Genomic DNA, 25,948 nt, shown 5'->3' on the forward strand with positions numbered 1-25,948 from the left:
GTTTAGACGCTTTGCTTTTTTTTTTGCTATTTTCTTTGATATAATAGCACTACATGAATATTAGGAGGCAGCTGATAATGGGTATTTTTGACGAATTATATGAACGCAGAAACACAAGGTCGGTTAAATGGGACCTACTACAAGAAGTATTTCAGTCTGACGATGTTCTCCCAATGTGGGTTGCAGATATGGATTTTAAAGCACCAGATGAAGTAAACGATGCATTAGTAAAACGAGCACAGCATGGAATATATGGATATACCGTTATCGATGACGATGTATCAGACTCCATCCTAAATTGGTTACAGAAAAGGCATCAGTGGAAAATTGATAAATCATGGCTATCTTATAGCCCAGGTGTGGTAACAAGCCTGCATATGGCTGTACAGGCCTTTACCGAACCGAATGATAAGATTCTCATTCAAACTCCTGTCTATACTCCCTTTTACAGTGTAATTACAGAACATAATAGAGAAGTAGTAAAAAATAAACTTGTACAAAATAATAATTATTATACGATTGATTTTGAAGACTTCGAGAAAAAATTGAAAGATAACGTAAAAGCGTTTATCTTATGCTCTCCGCATAATCCTGTTGGAAGGGTTTGGAAAAAAGAAGAATTGGCAGAAATGGCAAGACTTTGCCTGAAGTATGATGTCATGATTTTCTCTGATGAAATTCATAGTGATCTCGTGTTCCCTGGTGAACATCATATTCCAATCGCATCCCTTTCGGAGGAAATCGCCGATCAAACGATAACGTTTATGGCACCGTCGAAAACATTTAATCTTGCTGGGTTGGATGCTTCCTATGTGGTTACTACCAATAAGGAAAGAAGAAAGAAACTCGATACAACATTTAGTAAGCAAGGTTTTCATAATATGTTGAACACAATGGGTAATACAGCATTGGAAGCTGCCTATACATATGGAGAGCCATGGCTGGATGAACTTGTTGCATTGTTAGAAAATCATAAAAATTATGTAACAGAAATGTTTGATAAGCACGCACCGCAATTAAAAGTCATTAAATCGGAAGGAACATACTTACTCTGGGTTGATTGCAGTGAACTTGGTATGGATAGTAAGGAATTGAAAAAGTTTATGATTGAAAAGGCAAGAGTCGGCCTGAATGCAGGTGTTGACTACGGTGAAGAGGGCAAACAATTCATGCGAATCAATATTGCCTGCCCACGGGCAACGCTCGAAGAAGGCGTGAAGCGAATCATTGATGCTGTAAAAGCACTTTGATCCATATGTAAGCATAAAGACAGCTTGGTGAAACTACACCAAGCTGTCTTTAATTACTACTCTTCCTGATCTTCATTTGTTTCTGTTGGGTCTGTAGGTGATTCATCTGATACGCCGCTATCCTTATCTTTCTTTATTTCACCACAAAGTATTCTCACCCCGGAATCTCCGCTTGGCTGGGTGACACCATCATCCTGTGCTTCATGAACAATCAGTGAACTTCCTTCTTCATTTAAGAGAGAGTTCTTGCCGTCCAGCAATGTAGCGCCGGCGAGCATTAATTCAGCTTCAACAAGCCCACCACCATCAGCTTCGATATTTGGCAAGTCACCCATATGTGGTCCGTCCGGATGCATCAATCCATGTTCCTTCCCTTCCGGATTATAGTGGTTTCCCGCAGTTGTAAAGTCAGGTCCTTCACATTTAGGAAACTCATGTACATGTATGCCATGAAATCCGGGTTCAAGCCCTTCCAATTTAAGCTCTATCCCTACACCATCTTCTTGTTCATTCATTGTCGCAGTTCCTACCATATCCCCTGCACCATTGTACATTTCAATTGTTTGTGTCGTGGGACTGTCCGTCTGACATGCCCCAAGCAGCAGAATACTAAACAGAAAAATAAAACGCATATAACTTATCTCCTTTTGCATTTCTTTGTATTCAGTATCTGCAATTAATCTATAACCTAAACCAAAAAGCCTCCTCATCTTTTCAGATATAAGGAGACTTAACTTCAGGAATTAGGCTTATCTGTTGTGCTATTGGCGCTTTCTAATTGTTGATTGTATTTCTTTTTAAAATCCGCTTCATCTTTTCTCGACTTTTTCATCATAAAATACATTGCAATAACCGCTAGAGTCATAAAAATCGCCAGTGCGATGAACGCTGGAATATACTCGGTTTTATCTTCCGGAAAATAAAGAAATGGCATCATTATACTTCACACCCTTCTTTTCCTATTATATCAAAGTTCTAGTTATAGCCAACAACCTGAGTTAAATATTCGCTAATTTGTTACATTTTTGGCACAATATAGCTGAGGAGAGTGATAACCATGGCGGAAGCTATAATTGGGGATATTGTCAAAGCACATTATCATTCAGGTACATATATCGGTGAAGTAAAAGAGGATCGTGGAGCAAATTATTTAATTGAAGTACTCGCTGTGTTGAAACATCCACTTCAGGGTGATCTGCATAATTACGGGACGCTTGAAGATGTCTTCTTCCATGAACGAAAAGCATTGGCATTCCATGAAAAAATGAATGTGAAAAAAGCTGCAATTCATCCAATCGATGAGGAAATTCCTGCTTATGGGAAATCTCTGAAAAAAGCAGTGGATGAATACAAAGAGAAGATGGCAGTCGAGAATACAGAATTTAACCGTCAAGCTATATTAAAACTGGAGGATTTAGAAGAGAATCATTACAAGAAATTGTACAATTAAAAGAAGCCAGGGATCCCTGGCTTCTTTTAATACTACTCGCCTAAGTGTTCTTTAATTACTTCTCCAACACCACTCAATGCTTCTTCTTCGTCGCTACCTTCAGCAGAAACTTCGATTTCGGCATCTTTTGGAATTCCAAGTGACATAACACCCATGATGGATTTCAAGTTAACTTTTTTCCCTTTATAAGATACCTCTACTTCAGAATTATATTGGCCTGCTTTATTAACTAGTAGTGTAGCAGGTCGTGCATGAACTCCAGTTTCAGCTGTAATCGTAAATGTTTGTGTTTTCATTTAATTCCATCCTTCCAAAACCTATTAGTTATCTTTTGTTTATATAATAAACCATTCATGTTATGTGGTCCACATAAACCTACGTTTATTATATACAATTACACGATTTTATGAAACATTTAACTCTAAAAAAATAGAATGATGCGGAAATTTGTCTTTAACCTGCTGTTATGATAACTTTATTTTAAAAGAAGTTTCGAGAAACAAGGAGGAAAATATATGAGTGTACACATCGGTGCCAAACAAGGTGAAATTGCCGATAAAATTCTTTTACCAGGGGATCCACTCCGCGCGAAATTTATTGCTGAGACTTTCCTGGAAGATGCAAAACTTTATAACGAAGTTCGTGGGATGTATGGTTATACCGGAACTTACAAAGGAGAACGTGTCTCTGTACAAGGAACGGGGATGGGTGTCCCCTCCATTTCAATTTATGTTAATGAATTAATTCAAAGCTATGATGTAAAAAAACTGATCCGCGTAGGAACTTGTGGAGCTATTCAGAAGGATGTCAAAGTTCGCGATGTCATCCTGGCACAAGGAGCAACAACTGACTCACAAATGAATCGATTAATCTTCCAAGGAATTGATTATGCACCAATTGCAGATTTCGATCTTTTGAAGAATGCATATGATGCTGGCCTGGAAAAAGGACTTAACCTCCGTGTCGGAAATGTATTCACAAGTGATACCTTCTATCGTGACAATGCAAAAGAAGTAAATGAACTCCTAGCTAAGTACCAAGTGCTAGCAATTGAAATGGAATCAACAGCACTTTATACATTGGCCGCAAAATATGGCAGACAGGCATTATCTGTACTGACGGTTTCCGACCATATTCTTACTGGTGAAGAAACAACTGCAGAAGAACGTCAAACAACTTTTAGCGAAATGATGGAAATTGCTTTAGATGCTGTAATTAAATAAAGCTCTTCTAAAACAGGTTGTCTAAAAGTGGACAACCTGTTTTTTAAAATATTCGTTTCCTAAAATAAAAAATAATATCGGATGTACTCCCTTAAGTTTAGACCCTGATACTTCTGTATGGTAAAATAAAAAAAAACAAAACGGAAGCGAACCGGTATATAAACAGGTTTCCATCAGCAGGAAGGATGATTTAGCTAATGATTCCGTTTTCCAATTTCCCTTTATGGGCAGCCTTAGCGGCAATTGTATTTGCCCAGTTGGTTAAAATTCCAATTAAATTAATTTTTACAAAAGAATTCCAGCCGGGACTTGCTTTGAGTACTGGTGGAATGCCAAGCAGTCATTCAGCTGCGGTAACTGCATTGACAACTGCAATTGGTATTGTAGAGGGTGTAACCTCAAGTGTATTTGCATTGGCATGTATCTTTAGTGTCATAACGATGTTTGATGCTTCTGGGGTACGGAGACAAGCCGGAGAACAGGCTGCTGTTCTGAATCGATTAATCAAAGACTTTCAACATTTCACAGACAGCGCGAAAGATTGGAATAAAAAGGAAGAAACGGAGAAACGCAGAGAACTGAAAGAATTACTCGGTCACCAGCCTATCGAAGTCTTTTTCGGTGGACTGACAGGAGTTATCATTGCTTTCCTACTCTACCCGCTTTTCCAATAAATAGAAAGACTCCCGTATTCCATTTGGGAGTCTTTCTTTATTTGCAGGCTATGTCAATACACTTTTTCGCGTCCGCTATTGATATTTAACTCTCATTAATTTGTTGTCGAAATACTTGCATGGTTTCTTCTTCGTTTAATTGGATGAGTTGTTCCTCGTTCAGTTTTCCATTGCCCATTTCGACAATATATACTTCTATTTCTTTTTTCCCCCACTCAGAAAAAACATCTTCAACGGAATGATAAAACAAATCGATTTTGTTTCCTTTGATTGCACTTCCCTTATCAGCAACTACACCATAACCATAATCAGGGATATAAAGAATTGTACCAAGTGGGTATATATCTAAATCTGCAGCAATGGTAGAATACAAGTCTCGCTTCACTTTAACACCAGAAAAAGTAATACCGTATTCGGGATGATCAGGGGTCTTACCGGTGGACTCAATTCCAGCCGTATAACCTGTAGCCAAAACCGTTGCAACCGGATACTGATCGAAATCAATTACTTCTTCAATTGTTTTTGGATCTTCAATCTCATCGCTTGAAATATACTTTTGTTTTACATTTGAAACATTCAATCCTTTATCTTTTAACGCACTGTGTCTGTACTCTGCTGGTTTTGAAGTGAAAGAATAATCCAGTTGGACACTTGCAGCCTCAACGTTCTTTTCACTCAATGATACATCGGAAACGGATGTTGCTGCCTGAAAAAATAGTACTAAAATCAGTGTCAGCATTACTAAATGCCAAATAAAATTTTTGATTTTCATAAATAACACCTCTTGGATGCTATCATTTCCAATCTATTAAAATTTATTCATAAAAAAGACTAAAACATCTGATATCCACTCTTACGCAGGAATTTTATAACCAAACCAGAAACAATTGTACCAATAAATCCAGAAGATAAAATAATGATATCCATTACTGCTAAACTAGTAATTTCAGCAGATAACTGGGAAAAAGATTCTCCTGTGTTCCTAAAATATTCCATTGTTGAGAGATTATCAACAATCATTATTACAACGAATGGATACAGGAGTGACATCAGCCACGTTTTTCTTAACAGCATATTTAGAATAAAAGCTACTCCGAAAAATATAACAAAATATAATATGACGGATACAATTAATTGAATCAATGTTATAACTCCTCTCACTTAACTATGTAGGCATATAAAAGCCATTTTATAATAAAACAAAGAAAAAGCAAAGGCTATACCCTTGCCTTTGCATGATTGTCATAAAATATCAATAAAAAAAGTTAAACTTCCCTTTTTTCATTAAGAGGCCGATTCCACCTAACTTTAGAAGGTAACGATTGTCACTCATTTTTTTCATGAAAGCTGCTTTCCAGCCGAATAAATTACGGCCAAATACTTCAGCAATCGCATCATCATTACCAAGAGAAGCAATGGTTCCTTGCAAGTTCGGGCAAAAAGACTTCAATTCATTACGGCGAACTTTTGCTCTCACATTATGGGCGACAGTTTCTGCCTGTTGAATGGCGATTTGTGCAGTTGGAGGAAACGCTTTACCAGTCGCCTCATTTTTAATTAAGGCACAATCTCCAATTACAAAAACATCTTCAAAATCAGGCGTACGCAAATCATTTCGAACTTCCACTTTCCCACGATTCGTTTCAAACCCGGATCGTTCTACAACCGAATTAGCGCGTACTCCCGCTGCCCAAATGGTTGTCATCGTTGGAAGTTCCGTCCGTTTTCCATCTTTTTCGTACACAATATAATCTTGATTACATTCTTTCAGAAGGGCACCATTAATAAATTCAACACCACGGGATTCCAACGAATTAATAGCATATGATACAAGTCGCTCATCAAATCCAGGAAGGACAGTTGGAGCGCCTTCTATAATAATAATTCGCACCTGTGTCTTTTCAATATCGTATTCTTCACAGAGATGTGGGATTCGATTTGCCAATTCTCCAGCAAATTCAATTCCAGTGAATCCCCCACCGCCGACAACAATATTCAGGCGTGCATCATTTTTTTCCAATTCATTATGATAGCTGGCAAAATTGAAGTCGAGCTGTTCTCTAATTAAACGAGCATTATTTATATTTCCGATAGTAAATGCATGTTCACTAAGCCCAGGTATACCAAATGTAGCAGGTTCAAATCCTAAACCAATCACGAGGAAATCATAATTCATTACCCCATTTGCAAGTTTAACTTTTTTTTCTTCAGGCTTTATACAAATCACTTCATCTAATACAATATTAACTTTATTTGAGTCAATTACGTCTTTGATCTTAATTTTCGTTCGATCATGATGAAGTGTTCCGGCAGCATTTTCATGTAGCCACGTTGTTTGATAATGGTAGTCGTTCTTATTTATAAGCGTAATAACAGCTTCGTTTGTATGCAGAGTCTTTTGCAGTTTTGCTGCTGTCATCATCCCACCATATCCAGCTCCCAAGATAACGATATGTTTTTTGTTCATTTTATTTCACTGCTCCATTTTTCTTAGTTGTATAATTTGTGATATATTTCACTAGTATGCAAACCTTTAAATTGACTATAAATATATGCAAAAGTTACCGAAATAAAATCTATTTGTAACCTATTTGTAATATGCACTTTATTATACTAGCCTTTTTAATCATAAATTTCAACCCTTTATTAGATATTTTCGCTATTGTGCTCCGCTTCTTTTTCCCTGAATCTTTAAAGTACGCATTTATACCATGCTCGAGTCATTTTATGGTACGATATAAAGGGCAAAATTAATAGATAGAAATGAGGGTTTACCATGTCTGAAAAAGTATATGATATTACAATTATCGGAGCGGGTCCGACCGGATTATTTACAGCTTTCTATGGCGGAATGCGCCAGGCAAGTGTGAAAATAATCGAAAGCCTACCACATACCGGTGGACAGCTTACAGCCCTTTATCCGGAAAAATATATATATGATGTAGCAGGATTCCCAAAAGTTCGAGCACAGGAACTGGTGGACAGGCTTGAGGAGCAGGCAGCAATGTTTGATCCGGAAATTGTTCTTGGGCAGGCGGTAGATAAGGTGGAACGCTTGGAAGACAATTCCTTCAAGATGACTTCCACTACTGGAGAAGTTCATTATACGAAGACTATCATTATTACAGCAGGAAACGGTGCATTCCAGCCACGCCGTTTAAATATTGGTGAAAGCGAAAGTTTTGAAGGAACAAACTTACATTACTATGTAAAAGACATGAATCAATTTAAAGATAAAAATGTTGTACTTTTGGGGGGCGGTGACTCGGCTGTAGACTGGGCTCTAATGCTTGAAAAAGTTGCAAAAAATGTCAAACTTATTCATCGCCGCGATCAATTTCGTGCACATGAACATAGTGTGGAGCAGTTGATGAATTCTTCGGTAGAAGTACTGACACCATTTACACCAACTGACATTATCACGTCTAATAAAATTGACAAAATTATTTTGGAAGAGGTAAAAGGTGAAAGAGAGATGGAACTTGAAGTCGATGATGTGATCTGTAACTACGGTTTCATTTCAAGCCTTGGACCAATTAAAGACTGGGACCTTAATATCGAGAAAAACAGCATCGTAGTAAATACAAAAATGGAAACGAATATCCCGGGAATTTATGCCGCGGGAGATATTTGCACATACGATGGAAAAGTTAAATTGATTGTGACCGGGTTTGGCGAAGGTCCAACAGCAATCAACAACGCTAAAAACTATATCGATCCCAAAGCACGTATTCAGCCCAAACATTCAACGGCAATGTTCTAAAATACTAACCATCCAACAAGCAATTATTGTTGGATGGTTTTTTGTATAAGCCTTTTCCTGAAATTTTGTTGTCTTTGCCACAATATCTATAAACTGCGAAGTAATTTTAGGTTTATTTCCAGGATTTGTGCTTTTGCCGCCGTCCGGGATCGCTTCGGGCGGATGCTTTCCGCGGGCACGGCCTCAGCCCAGAAGAGAAAACCACTCTTCGGGTCTTCGGACACGTGCTGTTCCCGCAGGAGTCACCGCCCGCCGCTCACCCGGACTGGTGAAGCTGTATAATACTATTTTAGTTACCCGCAAGTGAAGTAATCATCAGCAGCCTTCTAACCAGCTCTGGGAAATACACGGAGACTTCTGCGGGAGGAAAGGCATAGGTGAGACTCTGAAATGCGTTAGCATGAAGAGGCTCACCAGCCGCCCGCGAAAAGCGCAGTGTATTTCCCAGAGCGATCGCCGAAGTTCCCTATCTAGTTCGCATTTCACCTCAACTCCGCCATGCTAATAAAGTAACATTCATAACGATTGTATAAAAACAAAGAAACCGGAGCGTGTTATCACGCTCCGGTTTCTATTAACAGTCTCCTGGGCTTCCTACTTTATCTTTCGTGCGGAAAGACGACCCACAGCCACATGATACGATTGCGTTCGGATTATCAATGCTAAATCCGCCGCCCATCATATTTTGTTTAAAATCGATTGTTGTACCTTCTATGATAGCGACGTCCTGATTGAATAATACAACAGGAATTCCTTTTATATCTTCCACGACATCTAATTCTTCATTTACTTCATAATCAAAACCCATTGAATAGGATAATCCGCTGCAACCGCCGCCTTTGATACCAAAGCGGAAATGTACGTTATCCGACTCTTCTTTCATCATTTCTTTGATTTGGGCACTGGCACTCTCCGTTATGTTAATGACCATTTGACGGACCTCCTCTTTATTTCTACCTTAAGTATACAAATAGAAGAGACGTTATTCAACTATTTAATATCTATATTTTAATACTGAAACGTTCCTGTAGCGATTACATCTGCTCCACCAGTCATCCAAACATCGCCTTTTTCATCCCATTTAATTGTCAAATCTCCACCAGCCAAATGGACGACAATATCTTCATCCCGCTTCACGTATTCATTTAAAACAGATGCGACGACTGCTGCACATGCGCCAGTCCCACATGCCTGTGTGACTCCGGAACCACGCTCCCACACACAGAAATTAATCTCATTCTGTGATACTACTTCAATGAATTCCACATTCACGCCTTCTGGAAAGCGCATATCTTTTTCAATTTTAGGTCCAAGTTCATACAATGGAGCTTCTCCAATGCTATCTACAAAAAACACGGCATGCGGATTACCCATCGATACTGCGGTTACTTCCAGTTTTTGGCCACTAATGATAAACGGTTCAGATATGACTTTAGGGTCATCATTTCCCATCATAGGAATATCCATCCGGCGAAGATATGGGGCTCCCATATTAATCGTAATTTCTTCAACCTGATCACCATTAACAGTAACTTCCGATTCCACGACATTAGCTTTTGTGGAAATGGTGAATTTATCTTTCGCTACGATGCCATGCTCATATGCATATTTTGCCGTACAGCGTAAACCATTCCCACAGCTCATTCCTTCAGAGCCATCTTTATTGAAAATTCGCATACCGAGATCTGCCTTATCACTCGGATGAATCAATATCATGCCATCTGATCCAATTCCTGTATTAACATTTGAAACTTTTTCGGCAATATCTGCTAGCTTTTCTTCTTCTAAATTGTGTTGGAATAAATCAATATAGATATAATTATTTCCTAGCCCGTGCATTTTTATAAAAGGTATTTCCATTTCATTCCCTGCTTTCCTTATGACTGTAATGGTATGCCATATTTGTCCAATGATTGATAGATTGTTTTCAAGCGCGGAATACCTTCTGCGACCATTTCATCATTTACGAAGACAATTGGGTAAAATAGATCTTCTTCAAAAATTTGTTTCACAAACTGTTTATGCTCCTCCACCTCTGGAGGTTGGTTGATATCAATATATTCATATGCAATTGGGTCATCCATATACTTTCTCCCAATTGCTGCCTGAAGCCATTCATACGTATCCTTTGATCCTGGAGCCCCAACACAGCTCGCACAAATCTGTTCCGCTCCATAAATTGTAATCGTTACTTTCTTTGTTTCCATCCATTTTCCTCCTACTTCCAGTTTTGTTCGGCTTAACGCACACTTCCGCTTTTGTATGTAGTTACTTTTATTTTACAAAATCTTGATAAAAAGATAAACTATAAATAACTGGAGACATAAATAAATTTAAGATAGATTTTTACGCATTTACAATTTATAATGGGAATATGGAAAGGAGTAGATGGATATGCAAGAGCAAGTACAAGAAGTATTAAATAAATTACGTCCATTCTTACTACGCGACGGTGGAGACGTTGAGCTAATCGACGTGGATGAAGATGGTGTTGTTCTTCTTCGTCTTATGGGTGCATGTGGAAACTGTCCAAGTTCCACGATTACATTAAAGGCAGGAATTGAACGCGCGCTTATGGCAGAAGTTCCTGGTGTTAGAGAGATCGAACAAGTATTTTAAGGACAAAAAATTATATATTAGAAGGCAGACAAACTTTTGTCTGCCTTTTTTATACTACTATACTACCCATAAGCAATGCCTCAACCAACAGGTGTTTTCGCACCCATTCCCCCTATTACTCCTTTAATATTATCCAAACACAGTCTAATCATTGCCGTACGTGTGTCATCGCTTGCCGATCCGATGTGTGGCAGACATACTACATTCTTCAGACCTATGAGCGGATTGTCGCTATGAATCGGCTCTTCACGAAAGACATCCAACCCAGCACCTCTAATTTTATTTTCCTTTAATGCCTCGAATAATGCCGATTCTTCAACAACATCTCCACGGGATATATTAATAAAAATGGCAGATGATTTCATTTTTTGAAAGGCATCTTTATTAAACATATTTTCCGTCTCCTTTGTCAGAGGAACGACCGAAACAATAAAGTCAGATTCTTTCAACAAATCATCAAAACTCGAATAAACTGCTCCGAGGTTTTTCTCTGCATCTTCCTTCCGTGACCGATTGTGATAACGAATATTCATATTGAACCCGGTTGCGCGTTTTGCGATTGCTTCACCAATTCGACCCATCCCTACAATTCCAATTGTCTTATGGTGAATATCAGCTCCCGCCAACAAGTATGGTGCCCAATCTTTCCACTCACCGTTTTTTATAAATTCATTTGCCTCAATAATTCTTCTCGCCGTAGCCATCAACAATGCAAACCCAAGATCTGCTGTTGTTTCTGAAAGCACATCCGGTGTATTGGTCACAAGGACATTATGTTTTTTGGCTGCACTTAAATCAATGTTGTTATAGCCAACAGCTAAGTTGGCAACTACTTTCAAGTTCACCGCTTGGGAAAGCAACGCTTCATCAACCTGATCACTAAGCACCGTGAGTAATCCATCTACTGTTTTTGCTTCCTCCAGCAATACATCCCTTGGTACGCTTTCATCCTCTTTCTCCCACATCCGGAATGTAAAGTGCTCCTCATAATTCGAAAGCAATGTCTTCGGTATCTTTCGCGTAATATAAATACTTGCCTTATCCACGGAATCACCCTTTTGTAATCTTTACAGCCATTGTACCACAGGAATCTCCCAACTTTCAGTATCCACCCCTACGGTCTCATAAAAATTACTTAAGCGTTTTTCGTAATCTATTTGCACTTTCATGATTCTTCTTAATTCGTTTGCATTCGGTGTAGTCACAAACCCTTTCTCTATAAAATCAAAGAGATGTATAGGAAACAGTAGTCGTGCGTACACTAATCGCCATCCAAAGATAGATAACGGTGAAATAGTCTGATAATCATTTAGAAAGTTTATTATTTTTTCCGAACGGTCATTTTTTAAGAAAGTCGAACGTATATATTCTGCAATGTCTCTTGAAGGGTGGTCATATGCTAGTTGATCTGCCCAAATAATGGATTGTTCCATAAAAGAATCGAATCGAATAAATGTTGTTGTCCCTTGGTCCGTACTTAAGATACGTTGTTCCCGCTCACTTTCCTGTAAATATTGAATGGCATTTTCACTAACACCAATTAAATAAGGAAGGTAATCCATCAGTATACGATAATACTCATTAGGTGTTTCCTGTGCTTGCGCTTCGATTCCTTTCTCAAATGCGGTTAATTTTTCTATCCACAGATCCTTCCACTTGCCATAGCTTGAAATCGACTTAGGCTCATAACTGAATTTGGAACCAACTTGATGGAATTCCGCTAATTTAATTCCAATCGGTTTACTGTACTGCTGATTCGCATTCTTTACATGCAAAACCATATAGGAGTCTTCAGCATAGGATGTATACCATTCCCCATTCATATTTGGAATCGGTATGGCAAGCATTTCCACTTCGTTTTCTCTTAAATAGTAAGATAAGGCTGCTTGTTCCATTAGTATTGTTTCCCTGTTCTTTCCAGAAATGGTAACATAGATATTATCATCCTGTCTGTATCCTTCTTTTTCTCCCAGAAATAATTTATCATCCGTTTGGATACGGTAATGGATATTCAACATCTCTTTCAATGGCAAAGCAATCTCTCCTTTTTTCTTTTTCGTGTATGAACTTCCGCCTATAATAAAAGTGTATGAATGAAAGAAAGATAACTTAACTATAATAAAGAAAAGGTGATCTTATGACTAAATATACAAAAAAAAGCGAACTTGAAATTAAAGCAAGACAATTACTGACGCAACGCGGCGTAGGGCTTGATGATATTGCAGAGCTGGTCTATTATTTACAATCCAAATATCATGAAAATTTATCCATGGATATATGCCGACATAATGTAGACCGCGTCCTTACCAAAAGAGAAGTTCAAAATGCCATTTTGACAGGGATTCAGCTAGATGTTCTTGCAGAGCAGAAAAAACTTGAACAACCATTACAGAAAACAATCGAAATAGATGAAGGACTTTACGGTGTTGATGAAGTTATCGCATTATCAATCGTTAATGTATACGGCTCCATCGGAATGACCAATTTCGGATATATTGATAAACAAAAACCAGGAATTTTGAAGAAGTTAAATGATAAATCAAGTGGCGAGATTCATACTTTCCTTGATGACATTGTCGGAGCAATTGCCGCTGCAGCTTCAAGCAGATTAGCACATAGCGATGCAGAAGACTTGGCTGATGTCGATATTTAATTTGATTTTTGTAATCATCTCCTAGACTAACTTATTAATAAATAATAAAAAGGACATGTGAATGAAAATTGCACATGTCCTTTTCTTTGTGAACTATTATTTTTAGTGTAATTGGCTATTACTAAATAGAAGCTATCCAATCACTTAGTCCGTGCACATGATATGTTGGTTGAATGACTAAATTTGGCAGTTCACGATAAGGGGTAACGCCTGTAAAAACCATTAATGTATCCATCCCTGCATTAATTCCAGCCATCATATCTGTGTTGTAATTATCGCCTACCATTAACGTTTCCTCTTTATCTAGTCCGAGAATAGTTAGAGCTTCTTCCATAATAATTGCTTCTGGCTTTCCAATAAAAATTGGTTGTTGACCGGTACTTACTGCAACAACAGAAGTTAATGCACCATTTCCAGGAAGGAGACCGCGTTCAGTTGGAATCGCAATATCACTGTTGGTAGATATAAATGTAGCACCGCTTCTTACTGCTAGACATGCCTTTGTAAGTTTTTCATAGGTCACTTGTCTGTCAATTCCAGTTACAACAAAATCACAATCTTCATCCGTTATTACCATGCCGCTTGCTTCTAAAGCATGGTGAAGCCCTTCTTCACCAATGATATAGCAACGGGCATGTTCTTTCTGAGACCGGATATAATTTGCTGTCGCCATACTTGTTGTAACGATCTGATTCGGCTCGGATTTTATACCCATTGAATTTAACTTATTGGATACGTCTTCCTGTGTTTTGGAGGAGTTATTGGTGACAAAAAGATACGGGATCCCCTTTTTGGAAAGTATATCGACAAACTCTGCCGCGCCATCAATCGGCTCCGTCCCACGATACATTGTCCCATCCAAGTCTATTAAATACCCTTTATACTTTTTCATGCAAATCCTTCTTTCAACGAAAAGGAAGATGTTTTTGTCATCTTCCTTCCGGTTTTGTTATCGTCCATCTGCAAATTGGCTCCCCTTTTGCGATAAAAGAATGAGCTTCGACTTCACTTTTCGGGAAGACTTCTTCATATAGCTTTTTCTCATTTGTACACATCTGATGATAACAAGAAGCAATATTTGCAACTGGACAATTATAATTATTTATCCTATAGTCACCCGATTTCGATTTTTCCACTTCAAGCATATAGCCTTTTTTATTTTGAATACTCGTCATCTCAGCTATCTTTTCATCAAAGTCATCTGATTGAATTGCTTTAGTTAAGTAGATTTTGTCTCGATCGGTATGTTTATTCAACAGCTCGTGAACTGCCTGTTTTCCTTGTAATTCCTCCAAATCTTGAAGCAATTCTACAGGAAAACGTTTATATTGGTTAGGGAACGTTTCATGGCCCTTCTCTGTCAGATCGTAGGTAAGATATGGTCGACCAAGTTTATGCTTATTGGTTTTCTGCTTTACTAGACCTTGCTGTACTAGTTCATGAATCTGCTTTCTAACAGCTATTTCTGAAATCGTAAAGTGCTCCATAATAGATCCAATCGTTAAGCAGTTTTTCTTTTTCAGGACCATAAGTAGTTTCTCTTTTGTCGATGTACGCTTACTCATTTAATCCATCACCTTCATTCATTTGAAAAAGCGTTAGCTACGCCAAGCTCATTCGTTAAATATGTTCGAATATTGCTGCTGAACTGGTCTAATACCTCTCCATATTCGGTCATCGTATGAAGCAATATGACATGATCGACATCGGTATAGTCATTAACGAGCATTTTGCGGAGACTGATGAATGACTTGTATGCCTGCTCTTCTTCTGATGGTATCACTTTTTCATCAATCAGAATATCGATAATGTCTTCATAACTCCCCGGATCCCTCATTATAAAACCATCAATCATCATATTTCCAACATCGAGCGTAGATTCAATCAGCACATGAACCATCCGTTCCAAACTAAATTTTTCCATCGAACTGCTGAAGGATTGTTTCTTCATTTCATTTAGAATTTCTTCCATATATAAAAGCGTTTGCTCAATTTTACTTCGGTCTACGAAATACATACATATTCCCCCCGTTAACTGTCTATAATTTTATCATATCATATTCTTTATGAATATTAGCTAAAACATGATATATTTAAATGTAATGATATTTATGATGAGGGGAAGCAAATGAAAGAAAGATTGATTATCGATATGGATGCAACGGCAATTGCCAATGCCATTCAAAACCGGGAAATAAAAAGTTCGGAAGCGGTTACGGCCTATATCAACCATATTTCAGAAGAAAATCCTAAAATTAATGCTATGGTTGAAAATCGCTTTGAGAAAGCCTTAGAAGATGCATACGAAATGGATGCCATGATTGAAAGAAATGAAGTAAAAGGGCCGTTACATGGTGTTCCTATCAGCATTAAAGAATCATTACACGTCACAGAGATGAAAACAACCGCAGGACTAGAGCATCGTCAGGATCTAATTTCCAAAGAGGACGCTGAGGTTGTTACCCGATTAAAGAATGCTGGTGCTATTATCTTAGGTAAAACGAACACTCCTGCATTATGTTTTTGTCAGGAAACGGAAAATAAATTATATGGAAGAACAAACAACCCTTGGGATGTAAGTCGCACTGCGGGTGGTTCCAGCGGTGGAGAAGGTGCACTTCTCGCAGTCGGCGGTGCTGCTGCAGGCATCGGTTCGGATATTGGTGGATCCATTCGTTTTCCTTCTCATTTTAATGGTGTCATCGGATTCAAGCCCGGAATGAACCAAGTTTCCACAATTGGACATATTCCTCAAGTAGTGCATCCGCTACAGGAACGCATGATGACGATTGGTCCGATGGGTAAATCGGTACAAGACATGAAATTATTGTATCAAATACTTACAGGATCCTCCTTGGATTCTAAACCATTGCATCGGTTCAGAATTGAAATATTACCAGGAAGTACAGACTATCCTTTATCACAAAAAACGAAGGAAATTCTTGATCAACTTGAAATATTTTTGGGGAAAACATACTCCACCAAGCGGGCTGTCCCTCCTTATTTTAAAAATAGCTCATTAATCTGGCAGGAAATAATGTCCATTGAGGGAAGCAAATTAATTGAATTGGAAGCATACAACAATGACAGATCAAATGTTTATACTTCTTTCTTCAAAGAAAAGTTAACCCAACGGACAAAGGTGCATCCATATCTTTCCTGGGCAATTATGGGATCAAAAATGTTCCGTCCGTCATTGAAGCGGGTAAGTGAGATTGAAGAAACATTGGAACAGGGCGATGAATTACTGGCGGCTTATTTAAAGAATCGGCTACTGATTTTCCCCGTATATCATTCAGGTGCCCTCCCACATGGTCAGGTCTTTAAGGAAATTTTCTCCATTAGAAAAACATTCCTAAATTTTATGCCGTATGTAGCATATGCGAATGTATGGGGCCTTCCTGCATTAACTGTTCCCGTAGGTGTAGATGAGAACAATATGCCAGTTAGTGTTCAAATAATGAGCGCAACAGGCAATGAAGACGCCCTGTTCCGAATAGGGAGACTATTGGAGAAAAAATTTAGAGGCTATATTCGTTCCACATAAAAAATTTAAAGACGGTTCTTCCAATGTTACAAGGAAGTGCCGTTTTTATTTTTGTCAAAAAGGTTATAGCTTTCTCTTTATTGCAAAAGCTATCCGTAAGAAAGGAGGAACTAACTTTGCGTAAAGAAAAGCAACCGTATTCCGATTTTCCAAACGTTAATCAACAACATAATCAGTTGATTCCAGAAGAATTCCCTGAAGGTTCCTATGGTTCCGCAATTAATAAAGATGAAAAGGTTACAGGTAAGTCTGAACCATGGACAGAAGGACAGTATCGTGACAGTGCTTTTGTTTTTCCAGATAAGAACCAACACGAAGGTTTACCAAGACAGGCAGATGGCTCACATCCGACAGACGATGAAAAAGATAAGCTTGGGGATTGAGAGTAAAAAGGCTGCAGTTCAAATTATAAACTGCAGTCGCTTATTGTATGTAGAATGATTTATGTTATTTGGGTAATTTCTTCAGTACAAAATACGCACATCCAAAATTACAGTACTCCAGCAAGTAATCATCTAACGTACCTATTTTTGAATCAATCGCTGCTTTTGCATTTCTATCTTTATAAAATCCTTTTAATCGGAGCTGGTCATATCCCCAATCCCCTACAATATAATCATACTTCGCCAGGATTTCGGAATAGCGGGCTTTTATTGCTTCTTCCTGAAATCCATCTTTAATATCTTCAATAATTTCATAATTCTTTCCGTTCAATTCAACCAAGAAACTCACCCCACTTAAACTGATTCTAGTTTACCACATGAAGCGATATGGAAACCAGAAATATTTCATGCATTATTTTTTGCTTTTTATAGAAACTAAAGGCATCTAATAAATATGTTAGGAGGAAGAATATGAAATCACTCATTTTTATAGCTCTTGCTGTTACTACATTCTTAACTGGATGCAATACAACAGATAATACAATGACAGAACAGGAACAAATTGCAGACGAATTGGACCCTTCGAGAAATTACGAAGCTCCTGCAGACGATGATCAAATTGGCTATGTCCGATATACAAAAGAACAATTTGAAAATGATACGATAAACAACGATAAGGAGATTTCGATCGACCGGAATGAGATGGCTGATATGATTACCAGAATTATTTTAAAAAATAATGGTTTTAATGAAGTGTCTACCCTTGTAACGGACAGAGAAGTTCTAATTGCTTATGACAGAAATGAAAATACAGCTGAAGAAGAAGCTGCTGATATTGCCAAAAAAACTGCGATGTCTATCATGCCAAGTTATTTCGATATTTATGTTTCCGACAACGAAACACTCATGTATGACATTCAAAGTCTGCATAATTCTTCAACAGAAAATCGCGATTACGATAACACGATTAATATGATTATTGAAGAAATGCAAAAATCCTCACAAGGTCTAACTAATGACCAGGAAAAATAGGAAATAGAAAAAATAATTCTTTCTGGAGGTGAGAAAATGTCCTTTCGGGCAACCATAACATGCTTTAGTATGATGTTTCTTTTCTTCTATCCTTTTCATGTTCATGCGGAAGAAGATATTTATGATGAACGCATGGCGCTCTTTAAGAAAACAGAAGCACTCACGCAGATTCCATGGTATTATTTAGCAGCAATTGATAATTATGAACGTAATATGAAGAACAGTGATGAACCTGAGCAACTCATCTCGATAGAAATTATGCCTGAAATTTGGTTTGGGCCTGGTAACAGTTCGTTGCTGAAAGACATAGCTCTCATCGACACATTCAATGGGAAAGGCAAAGATGGTAATGGAGATGGAATTGCAGACCCAGGTAACGAAGAAGATGTTCTATACACAATGGCAATGATTCTTCTTGAATATGGTCCATCCAAAGATGAAATTCGAATTGCACTGTGGAATCATTACAATCGCGATTTAACGGTTCAAACCATCATGAATACTTCAAAGGTATTCCAGACCTTTCAGGGTATAAATTTAACGGACAGAGACTTTCCAGTAGCCATAAAACACAATTACAGTTATCGGAACACATGGGGTGACAGGAGAGGATTCGGAGGTAATCGAATCCATGAAGGAACGGATATCTTTGCAAGTTACGGGGTTCCTGTTCATTCAACTACGTACGGCGTTATCGAAATGATGGGTTGGAATTTATATGGTGGTTGGCGGGTTGGTATTCGGGATATATTCAATATATATCATTATTATGCACATATGAGTGGATTCAGTGATGACATTAAAGTTGGTCAGGTTGTTAAGCCTGGCGATGTTATCGGAAGTGTCGGTTCAACAGGGTATGGACCTCCTGGTACATCCGGGAAATTCCCTCCACATTTGCATTATGGAATGTATAAGGATAACGGATACAGTGAATGGTCCTTCGATCCCTATCCATATTTAATAAAATGGGAGCGCATGGCTAAAGATAAAAGCTAAAGAAAGAACCTTTATCCCAATGATAAAGGTTCTTCTCTTTTTAATCATTACTTTGCCACTTTTGAAGTTTTGATTGCGTACCAAATGCTTGCTCCGAGTCCACCCCATATAATAACGATACCGAGGCACATTACAAATATCGCTCCACCACTCATTTATTTTGCCTCCCCAGTCTTTTGTTTTTCTTCCTCAATTGTAGCCGATGTTTTCCATTTTGTAAGAGAGAGTAAAATACCTATAAGCAAAGCTGCAGCTGCAACTGCCCATCCACCAAACATAATAAAGGTATCCGAATAGCCTTCATAGTTACCAGTAGCACCATCAAATTCTTTTAAAAGGTTTTGTTTGAACAATCCAAACATCATATAACCCAATACGATTGGTGTCACAACACTTAAACAAATCGTCCACCATGAACCCAGTCGAATATCGGATATTCCGTTAGCATGTGTTTGAAGACCTTTTAGTTCACGCAATACCCAAGCAATCATTACAACTTCCACTAGCCCTATCAATGCAACTCCGAATTGGTTAATGAAATAGTCTGCTGCGTCAAGGAAATAAAGACCACCTTGTGTAGCATAAAGAAGTGAAATTACCGCAGCTAAACCGCCACCGAAAAGTACTGCTTTTGTTCTGGAAATGTTGAATTTGTCTACTAAACCAGCGACATATGTCTCCGTAATTGATATTAATGAGCTTAATCCCGCCAGAACTAATGAAGCAAAGAATAAAAAGCCGAAAAATTCATTGAAGAATGGGAATTCATTAATAATTGCAGGGAAAACTACAAAAGCTAATCCTACCCCTCCAGCTACTACTTCATCAACTCCTACACCAGCTGCTGTTGCCATAAATCCTAAAATAGCGAATACACCAATACCAGCAAGCAATTCAAAGCTAGAATTACCAAACCCAACAATAAATGCGTTATTTGTTATGTCGGATTTCTTTGGTAAGTAACTGGAATAGGTAATCATTATTGCAAATGCAATAGATAAACTAAAGAATATTTGTCCGTAGGCCGCTACCCACACATCAGGATCAGCTATCCTGGCAAAATCAGGTGCAAAGAAAGCGTCCAACCCTGCAAGTGCACCAGGTAATGTTAATGCATAAATAACAATAATAAGAAAAAGAATTACTAAAGCTGGTATAAAAATTCGATTTGCAATTTCAATTCCTTTTTTCACACCTTTAAATAAAATACCTAAAACAACTGCCCAAACGATAATTAATGGAATGAATACACCAGGAACTAAACTTCCTATTTGACCCGGGACTTCAGCCAAATTCAGGTATTCACCAAATAAGAATCCTTCTGTATCTGTTCCCCAACTACCATTAAATGAGAATATAGAATAGGATATTGCCCAGGCAATGATAACAGAGTAGTACGTAGATATAACAAATGCGACTAATACCCCCCACCATCCGAGCCATTCTGTTTTCTTATTCATTCTTTTGAACGATAAAGGAGCTGATCCTCGATACTTATGTCCAATGGTAAATTCCATAATAAGTATCGGTATCCCAGCAGTTAACAGTGCAAATAAATAAGGAATAAAGAATGCTCCACCACCATTTTCATAAGCAACCGCTGGAAAACGCCAAATATTTCCCAAACCAACCGCTGATCCAACAGCTGCCAATATAAAACCAGCTCTTGTCCCCCACTGTGAACGTGTTTCCATGTATAAACCTCCCCCTTTTTCTCTTCTACTAGCAATACTATGCTATGCATCATGGTGAAAATGAATGTTTAAAATGTTTATTATTTTCTAACATTTATGCTTGTATTATATCGGTACTTTTCACCTATGTCAAAGTAATTTTTAAATCTTCTATTTATTACCCTCATTCCTAACAAAAAAATCTTTCACCAAATAGGGTGAAAGATTTTTTATTTGTTATTATTTACTTTTGATTGAATGAATGAGGAAACCAATTAGCAACACAAGAGCTAGTGAAATGAATAGTGGAACAAATACCATATTCATTAGACCTACCAATAAATAACCTACAATAGCTACCCCAGCAGCAATGAGTGCATATGGTAACTGTGTCAACACGTGGTCAATATGGTTCGCACCTGCACCTGTAGAAGACAGGATCGTGGTATCTGAAATTGGTGTACAATGATCACCGAAAACGGCACCAGCAAGTACTGCAGCCAAGGACGGTAGAAGCATCTCCATGTCAGAGACGGCCGCAACTTCAGCAGCGATTGGTAACATGATACCGAATGTTCCCCATGATGTTCCAGTTGAAACAGCCATTAATCCAGCAATGATAAAGAACAGAACTGGTAACATCGATGAACTGATGGACGCTTCACTCACTATTTCTGCTAAATACGTTCCGGTTTCAATTGTTCCGATAATAGAACCAATCATCCATGCAAGAATAAGAATATAAATGGCTGGAAGCATGGTTTTAATACCTTCAAAAAAGATTTTCCCTACATTCGCCTTTGGTATGCTTAAGTTAACATGAAATGCGAATGATGTTACAACAGCAGCAACTCCACCTATAAACAGTGATAAATTAACATTTGTATTAGCAAAGATGGTTAATATAGTTACATTATCACTTGCATTGGCACCAGTAACAACCATCGATAGAACTGTACCAACGACTAAAATAATAATCGGCAGTAATAGATGGTATACTTTACCTGATTGATGTGGATTAAATGTATCACTTAAATCTCCAGGTACCTTATCCTGTTCCGGATCCAATACTGCTCCTGTATTAATGGCACGTTCTTCATGTTTACGCATTGGGCCAATATCCAGCTTCAAATAGGCAACCATGAAAACAAGCAATATTGCAGAAAGTGCATATAAATTAAGAGGGATCATTTGGATAAATGCTGTTAATGGTTGCATATCCGTAATGCCATTAGCAGCAAACAATCCACCTAGTATACCTATTATATATGCACCCCAGCTTGAAATTGGCGAAATAACTGTGATGGGTGCAGACGTAGAATCGATAAAATAAGCTAGTTTTGCACGAGAGATTTTATGTCTATCTGTTAATGGCCTTACAACTTGTCCAACAGCCAAGCTATTAAAGTAATCATCGATAAATATAATTAAACCTAAAACACTTGTCATTACTTGCGCACCAGTTCGGGTTTTGACGCGTTTCATCATCCATTCCCCAAACGCCCTGCTGCCGCCTGACGCTTGAAGAAATGCTGTCATCATACCTAATAATAATAAGAATCCTAATAACAGCAGATTTCCTGTATTTAAAGATCCTTCTGAAACAAAGATAGTATAAAAAACCATCCAAACTTCAGATAAGGAATCTAAAATGTTAAAATCATGAATTAATAAAGCTCCAACGATAATTCCTGCACCTAAAGATAGCAATACCTTCCTGGTTAGTACGACAAGTACCAACATAAGCAGTGCTGGAATAAGTGATAAAATTGTTCCTTCCATGATGTTACCTCCATTAGTTAATATCGAATGTGTGGGAGTTGGACATATTGATTGCGAAACGCCTGGTGTACGAGCATACGTCATTAATTTTGCGCACAAAAAAACAACGACAGAAAATAACCCATCATTGTTTTACAATATACGTTATCCTCCATTTCGATCAGTAGTTCTCCATGCACATTCGTATACATTGCATGACAGTGCATCCTTTATTCAAAGATGTACCAGCAATAATAAGTCTGACCCTTATTACACTTCGGCAAACAATCCTTTTACCAACCATCACTGTTGTCCTCCTCCGGTTGATTACTAATATTATTTGCGCCTCTACCTCACCGATCTGATAAGGTTTTTATTCAATTATGATTTTACTATACAAGATTTTCAGTCATTCTGCAAGTCGTCTTTTGGCACAGAGATGGATGGTCCACCTCCATCACCACCATAGAAGTCGGGTACTTTCCCCATAATTGCCCCACCATCAATGTAAATTTCTGTATTGACTGTCTTCACATCTGTGGTGAATGGAATAATTATTTGAACATCAGCCTCTACATCTACATAAAGGGAAACCCATGAACCATTAATACCAAACTCCTCTTCTTCACGTATAATATTCGTCCTTACACTTCCAACTAACCCGAGATTTATTGGTATCTTAGGTCCTAAATTTGCCAGGACTGTATTTCCAGTAACCTGACCTAGTGGAACTTCCACCAATGTCGGATCCTGTTCTACACGTCCCTCTGCCCCTTCTTCATATTCATAAGGATCATGAAGGGAATAATCATACGTAATTGGATCACCCCTGTTTACATTTAAAAAGAATTCTTCAACACGATCTGTTGCCACCCGATTTATTTCACTGACTACAGAGGGATTCCAATTGTATGTTGCGACATGGCCTTCATTATCATAGGTAATATTCAATACTTCATCAAAGCTGTATTCTTCAGCAAATCTTACCGCTGAATTAATCGCACGCGTTGCAAATTCATCCGTTTTTACTTCTGCAATTTCCATTAAGACCGGTTCAATCCGCTTATCAATGATCCATATACTAAGACCAACACTGCACACAAATATAAGTAACGTAATCATCATTATAAAATTATTTGGAGGCGATGCAAAGTTTTTTTTTCGATAACGCTTCTTATGTCTCAACCCAAAAACCCCCTCAAAACAATTTATGCTTGTTTTAAGAGGGTTAGAATAGGTAAAAGCACGGGGAAGAATACTGATTAATCCTTCGTTAATACAGAAGTAATCGTTACATTCACGACTCTTCCCAAATTTACTTCATAAACTTCTTCAACTTCTTTGCCGTTTTCCTGGATAATTCGAATGATGGGCCTGTCACAAAGTTGTTCGTTTTGCCTGATAACGACACCTTGCCTTCCATCACTCAACTCTACTGTCAAGCCTTCGGGATAGACTGCAATGCTCTTCTTAAATGCTTCAACCATCTCTTTATCAAAAAGACGCATCGCACCAGCATAAAGGATCTCCAATCCTTCATGTGGAAGCATTGCATCACGATAAACGCGATTACTCGTTACAGCATCAAAAACGTCTGCGATACCAATTAATTTTGCATATGGAAGCATTTCTCTATCTTCAATGCCTCGTGGATATCCAGAACCATCTAGCCGCTCATGATGCTGATAGGCACAATGGGCAACTACAGAGGAAATCCCCGAATGCTTTCGCAAATAGTCATAGCCCATTTGTGTATGACTTTTAATAATTTCAAATTCCTGATCTGTCAGCCGATCTGGTTTATGTAGAATCTCAGGGTCAATGAAGATTTTGCCTACATCATGCAGCATTGCACCAACACCTATTTCCAACAGCGCATTTTTTGAATAGTCCATTTGAACCCCTATTGCAAGAGAGTAAATTGCGACATTAAGTGAATGCTGAAAGACATAATTATCAGAAACAAAAATATCAGCAAGCAGTGTAAGTGATTTTTCACTGTTTTGGATTTCTTTCAGAATCTGCTCGACCACATTACCAAGATCTCTTCCCTTTTTATTTAAAATATAGGGATTATCCAGAAAACCATCTTTTTTAATCTGATGGAATGTTTCTTTAATCGTTTCTGTCGCTTTTCTACGTAAATGATCCGGGATAATTGACTCAGGATAAATATCTTTTGTCAGTGGATCTTCTATGTATATGTATGTAATTCCCTGGTTAAGCAGCCTCTTAATCATTCTCTCCGTTAAAGACATGCCTTTTGCCAGCAGTACAACACCATTTTCATTATAAATGGACTGCGCAAGCTTCGTTCCAGGTTTGATTGATTTCGTACTCGCAAGTTTCATAATGATCCCCTTACCCTTACATCGACATGATTCAACAAAATGAGCCCTTAGTCATATTAAATAATATCAGAAAATGACCATTAAATCTATGAAAATATTGTCTCTTTTTGCAATATAAACTTTATAGTAGTTTTTAAAAAGGGGGCAAACAAAAATGTCTCCCATATGGAAGACATTCGAGGTCATGATATTTTCAACAAGGCATCTTTTCCTGTCATGCCAACTTCCCAGCCATAGGCTTTCGATGCATCCGTAATTTTTTCCAATGGTGCATTCAGCAATTCATCAATCGTTCTTACTCCTACTGCCCGGCCTGCAATAACATGACGTTCTTTTAATTTTGGAATCTCATTAAAGATATCCACGTCCAATGCCGCACACATAATGTAGCCGATGTCGTTGGAAATCGTTAACAGAGTTGTTTTCGGAAGCTCTACACTTACTGCCGTAAAAATCATGCCATCTACTTCAAGCGGATTTATCGTAATCATAATTATGATTGCCCCCTTCGCAATTTACCTTATATTTGTATGCAAATAGGGGGCGACGTGTCACAATTCCTTTGTAAGT

32 protein-coding genes and 1 riboswitch are annotated in these 25,948 nt (G+C 38.0%); of the genes, 11 read left to right on the plus strand and 21 right to left on the minus strand.

All coding sequences use genetic code 11. The annotated features are described in order from the left end of the window. The first annotated feature begins 77 nt into the window (after positions 1–77). Positions 78–1,250, plus strand: a complete 1,173-nt coding sequence (locus ACFOUV_RS07840) for a MalY/PatB family protein (RefSeq protein ID WP_379496201.1) — start codon at positions 78–80, stop codon at positions 1,248–1,250. Between the two features lie 56 nt (positions 1,251–1,306). Here the strand turns inward: ACFOUV_RS07840 and ACFOUV_RS07845 are convergent, their stop codons facing one another. Beyond that, positions 1,307–1,882: a superoxide dismutase family protein gene (locus tag ACFOUV_RS07845; RefSeq protein WP_379496202.1), complete on the minus strand. Its 576-nt coding sequence runs from the start codon at positions 1,880–1,882 to the stop codon at positions 1,307–1,309. 104 nt (positions 1,883–1,986) lie between these two features. Further along, on the minus strand, positions 1,987–2,187 hold the full coding sequence (locus tag ACFOUV_RS07850) for a hypothetical protein (RefSeq protein ID WP_379496203.1): 201 nt from the start codon (positions 2,185–2,187) through the stop codon (positions 1,987–1,989). Positions 2,188–2,307: 120 nt separating this feature from the next. On the opposite strand from ACFOUV_RS07850, the gene kapB reads away from it, so the two are divergent. After that, a complete protein-coding gene (kapB, locus tag ACFOUV_RS07855; protein ID WP_379496204.1) occupies positions 2,308–2,700 on the plus strand; it encodes a sporulation phosphorelay system protein KapB in 393 nt (130 codons plus the stop codon). A gap of 32 nt (positions 2,701–2,732) precedes the next feature. On the opposite strand, the gene ACFOUV_RS07860 is transcribed toward kapB, so the two are convergent. Then, positions 2,733–2,996, minus strand: coding sequence for a phosphocarrier protein HPr (locus tag ACFOUV_RS07860; RefSeq protein ID WP_379496205.1), 264 nt, complete (start codon positions 2,994–2,996; stop codon positions 2,733–2,735). Between the two features lie 219 nt (positions 2,997–3,215). Between ACFOUV_RS07860 and deoD the strand changes: the two genes are divergently transcribed. Both deoD and ACFOUV_RS07870 read left to right on the plus strand, forming a co-directional pair. After that, a complete protein-coding gene (gene deoD / locus ACFOUV_RS07865; RefSeq protein ID WP_379496206.1) occupies positions 3,216–3,923 on the plus strand; it encodes a purine-nucleoside phosphorylase in 708 nt (235 codons plus the stop codon). 197 nt (positions 3,924–4,120) lie between these two features. After that, positions 4,121–4,597, plus strand: a complete 477-nt coding sequence (locus ACFOUV_RS07870; RefSeq protein WP_379496207.1) for a divergent PAP2 family protein — start codon at positions 4,121–4,123, stop codon at positions 4,595–4,597. Positions 4,598–4,682: 85 nt separating this feature from the next. Here the strand turns inward: ACFOUV_RS07870 and ACFOUV_RS07875 are convergent, their stop codons facing one another. The 3 genes from ACFOUV_RS07875 to ACFOUV_RS07885 all read right to left on the minus strand — a co-directional run bounded on the left by ACFOUV_RS07875 (position 4,683) and on the right by ACFOUV_RS07885 (position 7,064). Beyond that, positions 4,683–5,369, minus strand: a complete 687-nt coding sequence (locus ACFOUV_RS07875; protein ID WP_379496208.1) for a 3D domain-containing protein — start codon at positions 5,367–5,369, stop codon at positions 4,683–4,685. 59 nt (positions 5,370–5,428) lie between these two features. Next, on the minus strand, positions 5,429–5,740 hold the full coding sequence (locus ACFOUV_RS07880; RefSeq protein ID WP_379496209.1) for a YuiB family protein: 312 nt from the start codon (positions 5,738–5,740) through the stop codon (positions 5,429–5,431). A gap of 109 nt (positions 5,741–5,849) precedes the next feature. Next, complete coding sequence (locus ACFOUV_RS07885) at positions 5,850–7,064, minus strand: NAD(P)/FAD-dependent oxidoreductase (protein WP_379496210.1); 1,215 nt, start codon at positions 7,062–7,064, stop codon at positions 5,850–5,852. A 309-nt stretch (positions 7,065–7,373) separates the two neighbouring features. Here ACFOUV_RS07885 and ACFOUV_RS07890 point away from each other — a divergent pair, with 309 nt between their 5' ends. Further along, the gene (locus ACFOUV_RS07890) at positions 7,374–8,360 is read left to right on the plus strand and encodes an NAD(P)/FAD-dependent oxidoreductase (protein ID WP_379496211.1); all 987 of its coding nucleotides are present in this window, start codon (positions 7,374–7,376) and stop codon (positions 8,358–8,360) included. Positions 8,361–8,934: 574 nt separating this feature from the next. Here the strand turns inward: ACFOUV_RS07890 and ACFOUV_RS07895 are convergent. From ACFOUV_RS07895 to ACFOUV_RS07905, 3 genes are all read right to left on the minus strand, one after another. Then, positions 8,935–9,291, minus strand: coding sequence for a HesB/IscA family protein (locus tag ACFOUV_RS07895; RefSeq protein WP_379496212.1), 357 nt, complete (start codon positions 9,289–9,291; stop codon positions 8,935–8,937). Positions 9,292–9,368: 77 nt separating this feature from the next. After that, on the minus strand, positions 9,369–10,220 hold the full coding sequence (gene dapF / locus ACFOUV_RS07900; RefSeq protein ID WP_379496213.1) for a diaminopimelate epimerase: 852 nt from the start codon (positions 10,218–10,220) through the stop codon (positions 9,369–9,371). A gap of 17 nt (positions 10,221–10,237) precedes the next feature. Then, positions 10,238–10,567 (minus strand): YuzD family protein, encoded by a 330-nt coding sequence (locus ACFOUV_RS07905; protein WP_379496214.1) that lies wholly within the window; start codon positions 10,565–10,567, stop codon positions 10,238–10,240. Between the two features lie 187 nt (positions 10,568–10,754). On the opposite strand from ACFOUV_RS07905, the gene ACFOUV_RS07910 reads away from it, so the two are divergent. Then, positions 10,755–10,979 (plus strand): NifU family protein, encoded by a 225-nt coding sequence (locus ACFOUV_RS07910; protein ID WP_017797469.1) that lies wholly within the window; start codon positions 10,755–10,757, stop codon positions 10,977–10,979. 80 nt (positions 10,980–11,059) lie between these two features. On the opposite strand, the gene ACFOUV_RS07915 is transcribed toward ACFOUV_RS07910, so the two are convergent. Together ACFOUV_RS07915 and ACFOUV_RS07920 are read right to left on the minus strand one after the other, a co-directional pair. Beyond that, positions 11,060–12,025: a 2-hydroxyacid dehydrogenase gene (locus ACFOUV_RS07915; RefSeq protein ID WP_379496215.1), complete on the minus strand. Its 966-nt coding sequence runs from the start codon at positions 12,023–12,025 to the stop codon at positions 11,060–11,062. Between the two features lie 21 nt (positions 12,026–12,046). Then, positions 12,047–13,012, minus strand: a complete 966-nt coding sequence (locus ACFOUV_RS07920) for a hypothetical protein (RefSeq protein WP_379496216.1) — start codon at positions 13,010–13,012, stop codon at positions 12,047–12,049. Positions 13,013–13,116: 104 nt separating this feature from the next. Between ACFOUV_RS07920 and ACFOUV_RS07925 the strand changes: the two genes are divergently transcribed. Then, on the plus strand, positions 13,117–13,632 hold the full coding sequence (locus ACFOUV_RS07925; RefSeq protein ID WP_379496217.1) for a phosphatidylglycerophosphatase A family protein: 516 nt from the start codon (positions 13,117–13,119) through the stop codon (positions 13,630–13,632). Positions 13,633–13,753: 121 nt separating this feature from the next. On the opposite strand, the gene ACFOUV_RS07930 is transcribed toward ACFOUV_RS07925, so the two are convergent. The 3 genes from ACFOUV_RS07930 to ACFOUV_RS07940 are packed head-to-tail and all read right to left on the minus strand — an operon-like array spanning position 13,754 to position 15,649. Continuing rightward, on the minus strand, positions 13,754–14,524 hold the full coding sequence (locus tag ACFOUV_RS07930; RefSeq protein ID WP_379496218.1) for a TIGR01457 family HAD-type hydrolase: 771 nt from the start codon (positions 14,522–14,524) through the stop codon (positions 13,754–13,756). Positions 14,525–14,561: 37 nt separating this feature from the next. After that, positions 14,562–15,197 (minus strand): helix-turn-helix transcriptional regulator, encoded by a 636-nt coding sequence (locus ACFOUV_RS07935; protein ID WP_379496219.1) that lies wholly within the window; start codon positions 15,195–15,197, stop codon positions 14,562–14,564. Between the two features lie 14 nt (positions 15,198–15,211). Further along, positions 15,212–15,649 carry a DUF86 domain-containing protein gene (locus tag ACFOUV_RS07940; protein WP_379496220.1) on the minus strand — a complete coding sequence of 146 codons (438 nt, stop codon included), beginning with the start codon at positions 15,647–15,649 and terminating at the stop codon, positions 15,212–15,214. A 111-nt stretch (positions 15,650–15,760) separates the two neighbouring features. On the opposite strand from ACFOUV_RS07940, the gene ACFOUV_RS07945 reads away from it, so the two are divergent. Together ACFOUV_RS07945 and ACFOUV_RS07950 are read left to right on the plus strand one after the other, a co-directional pair. Next, complete coding sequence (locus tag ACFOUV_RS07945; protein ID WP_379496221.1) at positions 15,761–17,179, plus strand: amidase; 1,419 nt, start codon at positions 15,761–15,763, stop codon at positions 17,177–17,179. Between the two features lie 116 nt (positions 17,180–17,295). Continuing rightward, on the plus strand, positions 17,296–17,562 hold the full coding sequence (locus ACFOUV_RS07950; RefSeq protein WP_379496222.1) for a hypothetical protein: 267 nt from the start codon (positions 17,296–17,298) through the stop codon (positions 17,560–17,562). A gap of 64 nt (positions 17,563–17,626) precedes the next feature. Here the strand turns inward: ACFOUV_RS07950 and ACFOUV_RS07955 are convergent, their stop codons facing one another. After that, positions 17,627–17,902 carry a YutD family protein gene (locus ACFOUV_RS07955; RefSeq protein WP_379496223.1) on the minus strand — a complete coding sequence of 92 codons (276 nt, stop codon included), beginning with the start codon at positions 17,900–17,902 and terminating at the stop codon, positions 17,627–17,629. Between the two features lie 131 nt (positions 17,903–18,033). Here ACFOUV_RS07955 and ACFOUV_RS07960 point away from each other — a divergent pair, with 131 nt between their 5' ends. After that, positions 18,034–18,594 carry a YhcN/YlaJ family sporulation lipoprotein gene (locus ACFOUV_RS07960; protein ID WP_379496224.1) on the plus strand — a complete coding sequence of 187 codons (561 nt, stop codon included), beginning with the start codon at positions 18,034–18,036 and terminating at the stop codon, positions 18,592–18,594. Between the two features lie 69 nt (positions 18,595–18,663). Continuing rightward, positions 18,664–19,593 carry a M23 family metallopeptidase gene (locus ACFOUV_RS07965; RefSeq protein WP_379496588.1) on the plus strand — a complete coding sequence of 310 codons (930 nt, stop codon included), beginning with the start codon at positions 18,664–18,666 and terminating at the stop codon, positions 19,591–19,593. A 47-nt stretch (positions 19,594–19,640) separates the two neighbouring features. Here ACFOUV_RS07965 and ACFOUV_RS07970 read toward each other — a convergent pair whose 3' ends face one another. From ACFOUV_RS07970 to ACFOUV_RS07995, 6 genes are all read right to left on the minus strand, one after another. Next, complete coding sequence (locus ACFOUV_RS07970; protein ID WP_379496225.1) at positions 19,641–19,748, minus strand: MetS family NSS transporter small subunit; 108 nt, start codon at positions 19,746–19,748, stop codon at positions 19,641–19,643. After that, positions 19,749–21,287, minus strand: a complete 1,539-nt coding sequence (locus ACFOUV_RS07975) for a sodium-dependent transporter (RefSeq protein WP_379496226.1) — start codon at positions 21,285–21,287, stop codon at positions 19,749–19,751. A 219-nt stretch (positions 21,288–21,506) separates the two neighbouring features. Then, positions 21,507–23,048: a Na+/H+ antiporter NhaC family protein gene (locus ACFOUV_RS07980; protein ID WP_379496227.1), complete on the minus strand. Its 1,542-nt coding sequence runs from the start codon at positions 23,046–23,048 to the stop codon at positions 21,507–21,509. 156 nt (positions 23,049–23,204) lie between these two features. Then, positions 23,205–23,386, minus strand: a riboswitch (Lysine riboswitch). Between the two features lie 46 nt (positions 23,387–23,432). Continuing rightward, positions 23,433–24,212, minus strand: coding sequence for a sporulation protein YunB (yunB, locus tag ACFOUV_RS07985; protein ID WP_379496228.1), 780 nt, complete (start codon positions 24,210–24,212; stop codon positions 23,433–23,435). A 77-nt stretch (positions 24,213–24,289) separates the two neighbouring features. Beyond that, the gene (locus ACFOUV_RS07990) at positions 24,290–25,378 is read right to left on the minus strand and encodes an HD-GYP domain-containing protein (protein WP_379496229.1); all 1,089 of its coding nucleotides are present in this window, start codon (positions 25,376–25,378) and stop codon (positions 24,290–24,292) included. 182 nt (positions 25,379–25,560) lie between these two features. Then, positions 25,561–25,869 carry a YunC family protein gene (locus ACFOUV_RS07995; RefSeq protein ID WP_379496230.1) on the minus strand — a complete coding sequence of 103 codons (309 nt, stop codon included), beginning with the start codon at positions 25,867–25,869 and terminating at the stop codon, positions 25,561–25,563. Between the last annotated feature and the right edge of the window lie 79 nt (positions 25,870–25,948).

This window comes from Oceanobacillus longus (genome assembly GCF_042650085.1).
GTDB classification, from domain to species: domain Bacteria; phylum Bacillota; class Bacilli; order Bacillales; family Amphibacillaceae; genus Oceanobacillus; species Oceanobacillus longus.